Source organism: Paraneptunicella aestuarii (assembly GCF_019900845.1).
In the GTDB taxonomy this organism is placed as follows: Bacteria; Pseudomonadota; Gammaproteobacteria; order Enterobacterales; family Alteromonadaceae; genus Paraneptunicella; species Paraneptunicella aestuarii.
This window is the reverse complement of record NZ_CP074570.1, coordinates 3,161,001-3,176,724: the sequence shown is the minus strand read 5'-3', so window position 1 is coordinate 3,176,724 and position 15,724 is coordinate 3,161,001. Positions and strand designations below refer to the sequence as shown.

General features: G+C 49.3%; 1 protein-coding gene. It reads left to right on the top strand.

From position 1 onward, the window contains the following. Positions 1-5: 5 nt before the first annotated feature. Positions 6-15,581 carry an SDR family NAD(P)-dependent oxidoreductase gene (locus KIH87_RS12100; RefSeq protein WP_232358124.1) on the top strand — a complete coding sequence of 5,192 codons (15,576 nt, stop codon included), beginning with the start codon at positions 6-8 and terminating at the stop codon, positions 15,579-15,581. The last annotated feature ends 143 nt before the right edge of the window (positions 15,582-15,724 follow it).

Sequence of the window (15,724 nt, the reverse complement as noted above, 5' to 3'; positions counted from 1 at the left end):
AAGCCATGAAAAAATTAGAACAAATTTACCGCGATTTAGCTGAGGGTAAACTGACCCGTGAGCAAGCCATTGAAAAAATCAAAGCTCACAAAACAGCGGAACAGGATCAGGGTAATGGCGCACTATTGGCACAACCTGTGTGGAAGTCCGTGTCGGATGAAGATATTGCCACGGCGAGCCCGACCAACTTTGCGCACCGTCACTTTATCTTGTGTGACATTCCTAATGTACAAGCGCAGCAGTTGGACACGCAGCTCAACACCACCGATGTGCAAAGCAAGAGTGTGCAGCTGAGCTCACAGACTGATGATGTGGGCAAGCGTTACCGTGAATATGCGGTGGGTGCCTTTGAGCTGATCCAGAAAATTCTGAAGAGCAAACCGGATGGCAAGGTGCTGGTACAGATTGTTATTGCCGCATCGGAAGAGCAAAACCTGTTTGCGGGTATGGCGGCATTATTTAAATCTGCCAGTCAGGAAAACCCTAACTTCGTTGGGCAGGTTATCCTCACTGCACCAGGCATTAATACCAATGAGTTAGCGCGTTTGCTGAAAGTAAATCAGTCGCGTACCCATGAGACTGTGGTTAAGTATTCTGACGAAGGCCGCAAGATCATTCATTGGCAAGCGATTCCCGATGGCCGCCATAACCCACACATCGCATTCAAGGATCATGGTGTTTACCTGATCACCGGCGGCTTGGGTGGATTAGGCCGTTTGTTTGCCAAAGAAATCCTGAAACAGACAACCAAAGCACGCGTGATCCTGACCGGACGTTCTGAAATTACGCCTGCCAAGCAAGCGAAAATCGACAAGTTTGGTGACGGTTCCAACCGCGTAGAATATCGCCAAATGGATCTGTCCAGTCAGGATAAGGTAAAACAGGTCATTGACGAGATCGTTGCTGATCACAAACAGCTTACCGGTATTCTGCACAGTGCGGGCATGAATATGGATAACTTCATCTTGAAGAAAACCAAGGTGGAGTTTAATCAGGTTTTAATTCCTAAAGTATCGGGTACTGTGAATCTGGATCAAGCGACTATGGGCTTGAATCTGGACTTTATCGCCCTGTTTTCTTCCGTTGCTTCCTGGATGGGTAATCTGGGGCAATCTGATTATGCAGCGGCGAACGGCTTTATGGATCAATTTGCCGCTTATCGTACCCAGTTAATGTATGACGGTGAGCGTAAAGGGCACACCATTTCCATTAACTGGCCGTTGTGGACGGATGGCGGCATGAGCATTGATGAAGTCAGCCGTGATGCCATTGAAAAAGCCACGGGTATGCAGCCAATGTCTACCAGTACAGGTATGGAAGCCTTCTACCGTGCGTTGGACTTACACCATACTCAAACCTTGGTGATGTACGGCGATTTGGCAAAAATGCACCGAGCGTTGGTTGCTGAGCAAGCGCGTAAAGCCAAGCCGGAAGAGCCGAAAAAAGCAGAACCAGCCAAGAAGAAAGCCGAAGCTGCACCTGTTAGTAGCAGTGTCGATGCGGGCAACTTACTGGATAAAACCAAAGATTATCTGCGTTCACAGTTTTCGGCAGTCTTGAAGTTACCGGAAAACAAAATCGACCCCAAAGCGCCGTTGGAGCACTATGGTATTGACTCGATTTTGTCGATGAACCTGACCAATCAGTTGGAAAAAACCTTTGGTTCATTGTCTAAAACCTTGTTCTTTGAATATCAGTCTATTCAGGAATTGGCGGAATATTTTGTTAAGGCTCAGGCTGAAAAACTGAACAGCATGTTTGGTCAGGCTGCACCAGAAAGCAAAGCGGCAGATACCGCCAGTAAGCCTGCGGCTTCTGGTTCTGGCAAATCAGCCAGTGCCTTGGTGTCTGGACGCCGTAAGCGTCGCAGCATAGTGCCATTGGTTAAATCGGCAAGCCCGGTTAAACCTGCTAGCGCAACGACTACCTCTGCTTCCGGTTCTGAAAAAGCGGGCACCTTAAGTGCAGAACCTATTGCCATTATCGGTTTGAGTGGTCGTTATCCTGAATCGCCTAATCTTGACGAATACTGGGCGAATTTACGTGACGGAAAAGACTGCGTTACCGAAGTGCCCAAGAACCGTTGGGATTGGCAAGAGTATTACACCGAAGATCGTACCAAGCCGGGTCATCACTACAGTAAGTGGGGTGGCTTTATTGCGGGTGTAGATGAATTCGATCCTCGTTTCTTCAATATCGTGCCTCGTGAAGCGGACAATATGGATCCGCAAGAGCGTTTGTTCTTACAGCATGCGTGGATGGCAGTCGAAGACGCGGGTTACACGCGCGACAGCCTGCAAATTAACGCCAAGAACGATTTGCCGGGGCAGGTGGGTGTTTATGTTGGCATGATGTATAGCGAATATCAGCTATACGGTGCTGAATCCAGCTTGAAAGGCAAGCGTGTCGGCATTGCAGGTAGCTACGCTAATATCTCCAACCGTGTGTCTTACTTCCTGAACTTGCATGGCCCCAGCATGACGCTGGACACCATGTGTTCATCGTCTCTGACCTCTTTGCACATTGCGTGTCTGGATCTGAAATCTGGTCGTACTGATTTGGCCATTGCTGGTGGTGTGAACGTGAGTGTTCACGCCAACAAATACCTGATGTTATCGGCTGGACAGTTCATTTCCAGTGACGGTCATTGCCAAAGCTTTGGTGAAGGTGGCGACGGTTATATTCCGGGTGAGGGTGTCGGTGCAGCGGTACTGAAACGCCTTTCTGAAGCGGAACGGGACGGCAACCATATTTACGGTTTGATCCGTGGTAGCGCCTTGAATCACGGCGGTAAAACTAACGGATACAGTGTACCTAACCCGAAAGCACAGGCTGCCACTATTAGCCGAGCGTTGGAAGAAACCGGCATTGATGCTCGCCATATCAGCTACATTGAAGCACACGGTACGGGTACAAAACTGGGTGACCCCATTGAAATTGCTGCTCTGAATCGTTCATTTGAACCCTTCACGCAAGACAAGCAATTCTGTTTGTTAGGTTCTGCCAAGTCTAACCTGGGTCACTGCGAATCCGCCGCGGGTATCGCTGGTGTGACCAAAGTCTTGCTGCAAATGAAGCACAAGAAAATTGTACCTTCATTGCATTCCAAAGTGCTGAATCCTCATATTGATTTCGCTGCCAGCCCATTCATTGTTAACCAGACGCTAACTGACTGGAAACAACCTGAAATTGATGGCAAGACTATTCCGCGTATTGCGGGTATTTCTTCGTTTGGTGCGGGTGGTTCGAATGCTCATGTCTTGATGCAAGAATACATTCCGTCAGCGAGTTATTTGGAAGCGGCACAAAATGCCGCCTTGATCGACGGTGCAAGCAAAGTCCTGATCCCGTTATCTGCTCGTGTTGCCAAGCAATTGGTTGCGCGTGCTGAGGATTTGATTGCCTTCATTAACAGCCAAGGTGCTGACAATATTAACTTCCTGTCTTTGGCTTACACGCTGCAAGCGGGTAGGGAAGGCATGGATGAGCGTGTGGCCTTTGTGGTTGAGTCTGTTGCAGATTTACACGCGCAATTAAAGGCGTTCGTCGCCAGTGAAAAAGCGACAGCGCGTGCCAGCGTTAAACGCAGCAAAGATGCCTTGTTGGCCTTCACTGATGACGCGGATTATCAAAACAAAGTGGATAACTGGATTGCCGACGGCGAGCTTGCGGAATTAGCTGGCAAGTGGGTGTTGGGTCTGGATATCGACTGGAACGCTTTCTATGGTGAGTTCAAGCCTCACTTCATGAGCTTGCCGACTTATCCATTTGCTCAAGAGCGATACTGGATTGAGATGCCTGAAACCGCTCAAGTGGTTGCGGGCTTGCCGACTGAAGGTGCGGGCGAAGGTGCGAAAACAGCAGTCTTGCATCCATTATTGCACGCCAATACTTCGGATTTGGCTCAACAAAGCTACGCTACCATTTTAAATGGCGATGAGTTCTTCCTGACCCAACACAATGGACAAAGCGTGTTGCCTGTAGCGGCTTATGCCGAAATGGCTCGCGCGGCTGCCAGCATGGCATCGCCAAATGCGAAAGCGGGTTCTATTGAGTTGCGCAACCTGATGTGGTCTCAACCTGCCTTGGTTGAACCGGGTAAAGCGGTGTCGATTGCACTTTTTGCGGGCGCTAAAGCGGATCAGGTTGACTACGAGATTTACGCTGAAAATGGCGCAAACACAGAAGACACGATTTACGCTCAAGGGCATGCCCATATTGTGCATGATGTGGCTCAGATTTCATTGGATTTGGGGCAACTGAAAGCGCAAGTGGGTAATCAGTCTGGCGCTTATAAGCTGGCTGACAGCAACGATACTGAAGTGGTATCGACCGTATTCCAAAATGGCAATCAGCTTCTCGCCTACTTAAGCTTGCCTTCTGCTTTGGAAGCCAGCGAAAGCTTGTTCCAGCTGCATCCTAATCTGTTGGATAAAGCATTACAGATCGCCACTAATTTGATGGGCGGTGTGGATAAAGCCATTGCTTACGGCATTGACTCGGCGTTGGTGATTGCGCCTTGCCAGAAAGAAATGCTGGCCTGGATGCGTCCGGGAACAGCGGGATTAGACATTGATTTGTGTGATCCTGCGGGTAATGTTTGTGTGCAAATTCGCGGTGTTTTATTTGAGCAAGCGGCGCTATTCGAACAAGCAGCGCAAGCTACACCAGCACAGCCTGTACAACAAGCAGCTGCACCTGCGACCACAGCACCTGCTCCAGCAATGGCTGTAGCACAAGCGGCACCTGTTAAATTGACTTCAACAAGTGCTGCGCCAATGGCTGTCACGGCTGCGCCGGGTGGCATTCCTAAAGTGTTATTAGCATCGACGGCTGCCGCAGCGCCAGTTTCTGCTGCAAGTTCTTCTTCTAAACAAGAGCCAGTACAACCAGCGCCTTTTGACAAGCCACGTAAAGTGCCTTTGATGTCTTCCGGTGCGAGTGCTGCTTTAGCCTTTGCTGATGTGGTATTAACCAAGCCAGACAATGTGAGTTTGTTAGATCCGGCTAAATCCGTCGCCGCTGAGTTTTTGGCGATGTTGCCGAAACCTACCGTGCAACTGCAAGATTTGAATGCGGTTGTTGCATCGGTTGCTGGTTCTGGTTCTGGTTCTGGTTCAGATTCAACGGAAAGTCAATCTGTTGCGGTTGAGTCATACGTAGATTTATATGATCACGGTAATGGCCTGTTCTCAATTGAGATCCATGCCGACAAGATTGGCAACCAACTCACTGATGAGCTTATCGCTCAACTGACCCATGCCTTGCAAGTGGCGCAGAAGAAAGACAGTCTGCGTACTCTGCTATTAAAAGGTGCTAAAGAAAACTTCTTACATGGTGACAGAGCACAGCTAAATGCAGCGCTTGAAGCGGGCTTGATTAAAGCTGTTGCTGAGTTCCCATATCCTGTGGTCACTGAAGTTCAGGGCAATGCTTCTGGCGCGGGCTTCCTGCTTGCTGCTCTAAGCGACTTCATGATCCTGAACGATGCAGCCACATTCCAATTCACTAATGCCGAGCAGGGTTTATTTGCCACTGCCGCAGAAGAAGCCTTGTTGGTTGAACGCTTGGGCGCGGTGCATGCTCGTGACTTATTGCATGTTGATACATCGGTAACCGGGCAAGCCTTATTGAATAAAGGTTGGAGCTGCCCTATCTTCCCGGCTGAAAAAGTCGAGAAGTTCGCCAGCCAATTAGCCAATACCTTGGCGGGTATGTCGCAGTTGTCATTGACCTTGTTGAAACAGCACTTAGCCCGTTTCATTCAAGCCAAAGCGCAGGATCTGGTAGCCACTGACGTTCTGACTGTCAGCGAAGATAAAGCCGTCGGTAACGTTTCCAGCAAATCTAAATTCCTTGCTGTGGATGCCACCGATAATGTGCTGACAGTCAAGATTGCTAATGATAGCAAGGCGGCTATAGGCAGCCTGACCAAAGCACTGAAAACCCTGTTAACTCAAGCTGAAAAAGCCAACTTCAAGGCCATTGTGCTAGCCAGTGACTTCGCAGGATTCTTGTCGGATAACGGCAGTGCCGCAGATTGGAAAGCCTTGCATACCTTGTTGGTGAACAGCAAGTTGCCAGTAGTTGCGGCGATTGACGGCAATGCACAAAACGCTGCCTGGTTAATGGCGCAAAGCGCCGATGCTGTGGTGTATAGCGACAGCGCAACATTAAGTGCCGGTGCAATTGCTCAAGACGCAGCGCTAAGCCAATGGGTGAGCGCGACCTTTACCCGTCATTTAGGCAAATACTATGGTGCCGAAGCGCTGTTAACGGGTGCTCAGTACACAGGTGCTGAACTGCTTGCCAAAGTGCCGGCTTTGCATGTTGTTGCCAAAGACAAGGTTCAAGACGAAGCTCTAACCATTGCCAAGTCCTGGGCATTATTGCCAACGGCTGCGTTAAGTGGCTGGAAAGCAGCAAGTGCGGCTGATTTGAAAGCGCGTGTTGCTGCAATGCCTGCCTGGGCTGCTTCTGAGAGCGAGCAAGGTGAACTGCCGAAACAAGCCACCGCAGTTGAATTAAAGTCCAGTGTGATTACCGCAACCGCTCACCCAGACGGTGTGGTTGAAGTCCATATGCAAGACCGTGAAGCCAAGAACATGTTCTCAAACGAGATCATTGAAGGCATGTACGAAGTCTTTGAGCATATTGAACAACATCCTGCCTATAAAGCCGTGGTGTTGACGGGTTATGACAACTATTTTGCCGCTGGCGGCACTATCACCAACCTGCGTGATATTCAGGAAGGTAAGACCAAGTTTACCGACGTAACCATCTACAAATTGCCGTTGAAGTGTAAGCTTCCTGTGGTTGCTGCCATGCAAGGTCATGGTATCGGCGCGGGTTGGGCAATGGGCATGTACGCCGATTTGGTTTTGTTCAGCGAAGAAAGTGCGTATCGCAGCCCTTACATGGGTTATCGCTTTACTCCGGGCGCGGGTTCTACTTTCGTGATGCCTGAAAAAGTCGGTTACGACCTGGCGCGTGAAACCCTGTTAACTGCCCAGCAAAACATGGGCAGAGATTTACAGGCCAGAAACCTGTTAACGCCGGTTTTACGTAGAGGCGAAGTGCTTGATAAAGCGCTGGAATTGGCACATCAGATTGCCAAGGCTCCACGCCATAGCTTAATCGGCTTGAAACAACAATTAACTCAACATATCCATGCACCGTTGGAAGATACCTACAAGCGCGAAGTGGATATGCACGAGCAAACCTTCGTGGGTCAGGAAGAAACCCTGAGTACCATCGAAAACACATTTGCCCATGCCCAAGGTTCTAATACTCAAGCGGTTCAAACAGCGCAGGCGACAGAAACAGCGCAAGCGACAGAAACCGCTAAACCTGTTGCACTTGCTCCTGTTGCAGAAGCTGCTCCAATATCAGCTCCTGCGCCACAAGCAAAAGGTGTGGGTTCGGTGAGCGATGTCGAAGCAGTATTGCGTACCTTGCTGGCGTCGGAACTGCGTTTGGAAGAAGACGAGGTTGAATCAGATACCCAGTTTATTGATTTGGGTCTGGATTCGATTTCGGGTGTGACCTGGATCAACAAGATCAACGAGCAATACGGCACTGAAATTGAAGCGACCAAGGTGTATACCTACCCAACCTTGAAGCAGCTGAGTGCCTTTGTGAAAGAGCAAGCCGAGAACATTGGCGGTGCTTCTGTTGCAGCGACTGTTGTGGCTGAAGCTTCTGATGCTCCCAAGTTGATGGGCAACAGTGCTCCTCAATTAGCCACACCTCAAGCGCAGGTTCAATTAGCTGCTCCGGCACCGGTAACTGCCGCAAGCGCGACAGTTGCGGTAGATGCGCTAGACAGCATCATCGACAACCTGCGTACCTTGTTAGCACAAGAACTGCGTATTGAAGAAGACGAAATTGAAAACGATACCCAGTTTATTGATTTGGGTCTGGATTCCATTTCTGGTGTCACCTGGATCAACAAGATCAATGAGCACTACGGTACTGAGATTGAAGCGACCAAGGTCTACAGCTATCCAACATTAGCGCAGTTAAGTGCTTATGTACGTGATGAAGCGTCAGGTACTGGTTCTGTTGCGGCTGTTGAGAGTGCACCAGCGGTTGCGACTGAAGCACCTAAATTGATGGGCGATTCTGCTCCAGTTAGCGCGCCAGCGGCTTCTGTTCAATTAGCTGCGCCAGTTGCAGTGCCTGTCTCAGCTCAAGCAACTCAAGTCAGTGAAGATCAGCTTCCAATCATCGCAGCCAAGCTGAAAACCTTGTTGGCACAAGAGCTACGTATCGAAGAAGATGAAATCGAAAGCGATACCCAGTTTATTGATTTAGGCTTGGATTCGATTTCTGGCGTGACCTGGATTAACAGCATTAATGCTGAATATGCCACCGACATTGAAGCGACCAAGGTTTACAGCTATCCAACATTAGCGCAGATGAGCCAATATGTGCTGGAAGAAGCGATTCGTTCTGGCGCTATTCAAGTTGCTACAGTACAAGCTCCTGTATCTGCTCCTGTAGCAGCGCCAGTTCAAGCGCCTGCGGTACAAGCTGCGCCTGTTGCTCAAACCGTGGCGTCTACAGACCAGCTACCGGTTATCAGTGCCAAGCTGAAAACCTTGTTGGCACAAGAGCTGCGCATTGAAGAAGACGAAATTGAAAACGATACCCAGTTTATTGATTTGGGCCTGGATTCAATCTCGGGCGTCACCTGGATTAACAGCATCAATGCCGAGTATGCCACCGACATTGAAGCGACCAAGGTCTACAGCTATCCAACCTTGGCGCAGATGAGCCAATATGTGTTGGATGAAGCGATTCGTGCGGGCTCTGTTCAAGCATCCGTGGTGCAAGCGACTGTTGCCCCTGCACAAACGCAAGCGCCAGCTCAAGAAACCGATGCGCCTCGTTTGATGGGCAATACTGCGCCTACTCAAACAGCACCTACTCAAACTGCTCCGTCTCAAGCCGCGCCAGTGACTGTAGCTTCTGCTGCTGCACCTGTAAGCTTGCCGTTGGCTAATTCTCGTCAACTAACTAGCTGGCGCAGTAAAGATGGTTCTGCAATGCGCGTTAGCGCGAACCAGAATAGAAATACAGACATTGCTGTTATCGGTATGGCAGGTCAGTTCCCGAAAGCGAAAAACCTGGAAGAATTCTGGGACAATATTGCCAACGGCGTGAACTGTATTACTGAAGTGGATAACGCACGCTGGGATATGGATCGTTATTATCAGGAAGGTGAGCCAGCTTCGGGTAAAACCTACTGTAAATGGCTGGGTAAACTCGACGATTACGACAAGTTCGATCCTTTATTCTTTAATATCTCTCCCAATGAAGCATTGAGCATGGATCCGCAACAACGCCTGTTCCTGGAAGCATGCTGGAACGGCATCGAACATGCGGGTTACAACGCTCAAGATTTATCTGGCAGCTTAACCGGTGTGTTTGTGGGTGTGGCTAACGGCGACTACCGTTTGCAAACGCGTGAGCAACAGTTAAACGCGCAAGGCTTTACCGGCGATGCCGCTTCGGTATTGGCAGCTCGTATTTCTTACTTCCTGAACCTGCAAGGCCCGTGTATCTCATTGGATACCGCCTGTTCATCATCACTGGTCGCAATTTCTCAAGCCTGTGACAGTTTGAATACGGGTGCAAGCGACTTGGTATTGGCGGGTGGTGTGTATGTGATGGCTGGCCCAGACATGCTGGTGAAATGTTCGCAAACCGCCATGTTATCCAAAGATGGTCGCTGCTTTACCTTCGACCAACGCGCTAACGGCTTTGTCGCCGGTGAAGCTGTGGGTGTGGTATTGCTGAAACGTTTGGCTGATGCCGAGCGCGACAACGACAAGATCTACGGCGTGGTACAAGGCTGGGGTGTGAATCAGGACGGTAAGACCAACGGTATTACTGCGCCAAACCCTGTGTCGCAAGCGCGTCTGGAAAGAGAAGTGTATGAACGCTTCGATATTAACCCGGCTGATATTCAGTTGATTGAAGCTCACGGTACAGGCACCAAGCTAGGTGACCCCATTGAAGTTGAAGGCTTGGTGTCTTCCTTCAAGCCGTTCACCGACAAGAAAGCCTACTGTGCATTAGGTTCATTGAAGAGCAACATCGGTCACTGTTTGACGGCGGCGGGTGTGTCGGGCTTCATCAAGTTAATGCTGTCGTTGCAACACAAGCAGTTGCCACCGACCATTAACTTTGAACAACAAAACGAACATATTGGTATCAAGAACTCGCCGTTCTTTATCAATACAAAGCTACAAGACTGGAATGTTGCACCTAACGAGCGTCGTCGTGCGGCTATCAGCTCCTTTGGTTTTGGTGGTACTAACGCCCACGTTGTTGTGGCTGAGTACACAGAGCAAGCGAGTAAACCTGCGGTTCAGGTGATGACAGAAAACGGCAAATTAATCGTGCCGTTGTCTGCGAAAACGCCAGAACAGTTGAATGAGCGTGCTCAGTGGTTGATTGATTTTATCCGTCATCCACAACATCAGAACGATCTGACTATCGAAGCTGTGTCTTACACCTTGCAAACCGGTCGTGAACCAATGGAAGAGCGTTTGGGTGTAATGGCCAGTTCGTTGGAAGATTTGGCAAGCAAGCTGGAACAATTCCTTGAGTCGGGTAAGGCTAAAGGCGATGTGTTCCGTGGCAAAGTCTTGTCTGGCAAAGATGCCAACATCATTAATCACGACGAAGATATGAAGCAAACTGTCTTCGAGAAATGGTTAGCTAAGAACCAGATCTCCAAACTGTTGGAATTCTGGGTGAAAGGCGTTGATTTTGGTTGGGACAAGCTATACGGCGACACTAAACCACAACGCATTGGTTTACCGGTTTATCCGTTCGCCAGAGAGCGTTACTGGATCGACAAAGAAGAAACGGTTGCAGCAGGCAAGGCAGGTAAATTGGCAGTTGATGCACTGCACCCAATGTTGCATCGCAATACCTCAGATTTAAGCCAACAGTGCTACAGCTCAACCTTTACCGGTGACGAATTCTTTATTGCCCATCAGCAAGTGGATGTGTCGGGTTCTGGCACCTTCAAATTGCTTCCTGTGGTCAGCTTCATGGAAATGGCGCGCGCGGCTATTGAAATGGCGGTACCGAATAAGCCGGAAGGCAGCATTATTTGCTTGCAACAAAGTCACTTTGCACAACCTGTCGCTCTTGATAACGAACTGGCGATGAATATTGCACTGTTTGCCGCAGGCGATAGCAAGGTTGAATTTGAAGTGTATAGCGAGCGTGAAGACGACGCTAAAGTTAACGACGGCTCTAAGTCTGAAGAAAGTATTCATGCTTACGGTAGCGCCAGTTTTGAAGCTTTGCAGGGCGGTGTGCCTCGTTTGGATATCGCAGCCTTAAAAGCACAAATGACAGCGGGCGTAATGAGCGCTGCTCAGTTACAAGCTGCATACTCAGCGCAAGGCGTTAGCTATGCCGCTGCATATCAAGCTGTGACAGAAGTCCTGCTAGGTGACAATCAAGCTCTGGCTCAATTACATATTCCTGCTGTGATTGCTGATAATCAATCTGACTTCCAGTTGCACCCCAGTGTAATGGAAGGCGCAATGCAGGCACTGTTTGCTCTATTGAGTACTAACGGTGCAAGTACGCCACAAACCTTGTTATCTCTGAATAGCTTGAAGGTAATGACACCTTGCTCTGGCGATATGTTTGCCTTGGTGAAACGTGATGCTTCTGGTTTGGTCAGTATTGACTTAACCGATGCTCAAGGCTTGATGTGTGCGCAAATTGCGGGTGTGGCGACTACGGCACTGAATCCGGATTTGAGCATGACTCAAGCACAAGCGCCGGGTATGGGCAGATTGTTGGCTACACCAGAGTGGGAGCTGGCTCCTGCATCTTCTGGAAGCAGTGCTTTTGGTCAACAATTCGCACTGTTATGTGGTGTGAAAGCATCCGCTAAAGACTTAAGTGCCAAGCTGGAAAATGGCACTGCGGTAGAAGTAAAAGCCAAGGCAAACGGAGACCTTCTTAATGCAAGTGTTGCTGCCCGTTACGAAGCCTATGCATTAGCTTGCTTCGAAGCCATTAAAGACATAGTTAACAGCAAGCCGAAAGGCAAAACACTGATTCAAATCGTGGCACCTAATACAGACGAAGGCGCATTGCTGGTGGGTTTAACCGGCATGTTGCAGTCGATTCAATTAGAGAATCCAAAATACGCAGGTCAAATCGTGTTGGTTGAGGAATCAGCCTCTGCGGATGATTTGGCTGCTCAATTAAGCGCTGATATCGCGGCTGCCAAAGATGTCATTGTGAATCATAAGTCTGATGGTCGTTACGTGTCTCGCTGGCAGGAGTTTGATGCCACTGCGGGATTAGACGATGACGGCAAGGCTCAAATTGCATTTAAAGACAAGGGTGTTTACGTTATCACTGGTGGCTTGGGCGGTTTAGGCGTGGTGTTCGCGAAAGAGATTTTGGCGCAAACCAGCAATGCGAAAGTAATTTTCACCGGTCGTTCTGACTTGAATGACAAAGTAAAAGCGACCGTTGAACAGTTACAAACCGAACTGAATGCAAGTGAAGGGCAATTGAGTTACATCAAGCTGGACTTGGCCGATGCAGCTCAGACCAAGCAAGCGCTAGTCGATGTTGCCAAGCAGTATGGTCAGCTCAATGGGGTTATCCATAGTGCGGGCATGGTGCGCGACAACTATCTGGTGAAAAAACCAAGCGATGAATTCCACAGTGTATTAGCGCCGAAAGTAACAGGTTCTGTGAATCTGGATGAAGCCACGAAAGACATGGCGTTAGATTTCATGCTGTTCTTCTCATCGGTGGCATCGCCAATCGGTAACGTAGGACAGGTGGATTACGCGTCAGCGAACGGCTTTATGGATCAGTTTGCGGTTTACCGTAATAACCTGGTTAAAGCCGGTAAGCGTCAGGGTCATAGCTTGTCGATTAACTGGCCGTTATGGGCTGAGGGCGGCATGCATGTTGATGAAGCCACTCATGAGATGTTGCAGCAAACCACGGGTATGCGCATGATGCAGACCGAAACCGGTATGCAGGCGCTATACAGAAGCTTAACGTTGCAACGTAATCAGACCATTGTGCTGGAAGGTAATCTGGCGAAACTGCGCCAGACTGCAAGCATTGTGACTGATGAACCGGAAGTAGTCGCAGCACCAGTAGTTGCTGCTGCGCCTGTGGTTGCGGCACCGGCTCCGGCACAAGAGGCTCTTTCTCCAGAAGCTCTGTTAGAGAAAACCGACAGCTTCCTGTGCGGTGAATTCTCTGAAGTGTTGAAGATGCCTGCCAGCAAGATCGACCCGCAAGCAGCATTAGAGAAATACGGTATTGATTCCATTATGTCGATGGACTTAACGGCGCAGTTGGAGAAAACCTTCGGCACCTTGTCCAAGACATTGTTCTATGAATATCAAACCATTCGTCAGTTAAGTGAATTCTTGATTGATACTTATGTAGAACAGCTTATGCAGATGTTCGCTCCACAATCGGGTGCGGCACCTGTTGCGATGGCTCCAGCTGCGCCAGCGGGTTCATTGACAAGCACTGCAACGACTGCTCCTGTTGCCATGAGCAAAGGCAGAAGAGGCAACCGTCAGCGCAGCGAAATGGGCGGCACTGGTTTGAGCAAAGAACCTATCGCAGTAGTGGGCTTGGCGGGACGTTATCCGCAATCCATCAATGTGGAAGAATACTGGATGAATCTACGCGACGGTAAAGATTGCGTAGAAGAAGTACCGAAAGATCGTTGGGATTGGGAAGTGCATTATACCGACGATCGCACTCAGAAAGGCCGCCATTTCAGTAAGTGGGGTGGCTTTATCAAGGGTGTTGATGAGTTCGATCCCTTGTTCTTCAACATTTCTCCGGTTGAAGCCGAGATTATGGATCCACAAGAGCGCTTGTTCTTACAACATGCGTGGATGGCGATTGAAGACGCGGGCTACACTCGCGAAACCCTGCAAATTCCTTCTGAAGATGATTTGAAAGGTCAGGTGGGCGTGTATGTAGGTGTGACCTACGGTGAGTACAAGTTGGCAGGTAGTTTGGCAACGGTGGCGAACCGAGTGTCTTACATCATGAACCTGCATGGCCCGAGTATGCAGGTTGACACCATGTGTTCATCGTCGTTGACCTCGTTGCATTTGGCTTGTCAGGATTTGCGTACTGGTCGCACCGATTTAGCTATCGCAGGTGGTGTGAACGTGAGCATTCGTGCCGACAAGTACACCATGTTAAGTGCGGGTCAGTTCATCTCTAATGACGGTCATTGCCAAAGCTTCGGTGAAGGTGGCGACGGTTACATTCCAGGCGAAGGCGTGGGTGTGTTGGTACTGAAGCGCTTGTCGGAAGCTGAGCGTGATGGTCATCACATTTATGGCTTGATTAAAGGCAGTGCTTTGAACCACGGCGGTAAGACCAATGGTTACTCTGTACCTAACCCGGTTGCGCAGGCGGCGGTGATTGGGCGCGCATTAAAAGATGCCAATGTCGATCCTCGCCATGTTAGCTACATCGAAGCACACGGTACGGGCACCAAGCTGGGTGACCCCATCGAGATTGCGGCTTTGGTTCAGGCTTACAGCAAGTACACCAAAGACAAGCAGTATTGTTTGATTGGTTCTACCAAGTCGAACGTGGGTCACTGTGAAGCGGCGGCGGGTGTGTCGGGTGTGACTAAAGTGTTGCTGCAATTGAAGCATAAGAAGATTGTACCTTCGCTGCACTCTGCACGTTTGAACCCGAATATCGACTTTGAAAGCACGCCGTTCATTGTTAATCAGACGTTGAAAGATTGGGAACGTCCGAAGGTTGATGGCAAAGAAGTGCCTCGTATTGCTGGCGTATCGTCTTTCGGTGCGGGTGGTTCTAATGCGCACGTGATTATTCAGGAGTATCAACCTGTGGCACAAGCTGTTGTTGAGCCTGTTGCAGCGAATGAGCAGTTCATTATTCCGTTGTCGGCAAAGTCTGCTGAGCAGTTGCAGCAAAAAGCCAGTGATTTGCTGGATTTCATTCGCAAGGCTCAGGAAGGTCAGCCGGAAGGGGATGCGGCAATCGGTGATATCAACATTCGTTCCATGGCGTATACCTTGCAAATTGGCCGTGAAGCGATGGAAGAGCGTTTGGGCTTTATCGTTTCCAGTGTTGATGATTTGGCTGAGAAGTTGAGTGGCTTTGTTTATGGCAAGAAAGATGTTGCTGATATGTATCAGGGGCAGGTGAAGTTAAATGCCGATGGTATGAGCATTATTAGCCAGGATGAAGACATGCAGGAAGCGGTTGATAAGTGGATTGCACGCAAAAAACTCACAAAATTAGTCGATATGTGGGTAAAAGGACTGGATGTTCGCTGGCAAAAACTTTATGGTGGGAAAAATCCTAACCGAATGAGTTTGCCAACCTACCCATTTGCGAAAGAAGTTTACTGGTCTGACAATGCTTTCGAGGCTCAGCCAGCCCCTGTCACCATTGATGTGAAGGCGGATTTTGAGTCTTTGGAAGACATTATTAACCAGATTGACGACGACGCCTTGGATACTGAGCAGGCCGTGAAGTTGATAAAAGGGCTTTAAGGTTATCCACATACCTAAGACTTTGACTCAATAAGAGCACTATCTATTGGACTCGGTTGTGAAGAAATAAGAAGACCGTCCTCGTCAGGGATGACGAGGTCGAGCGTTCAGGGATGAACTTGCAGCGTGTCTTCGTTTTCTTC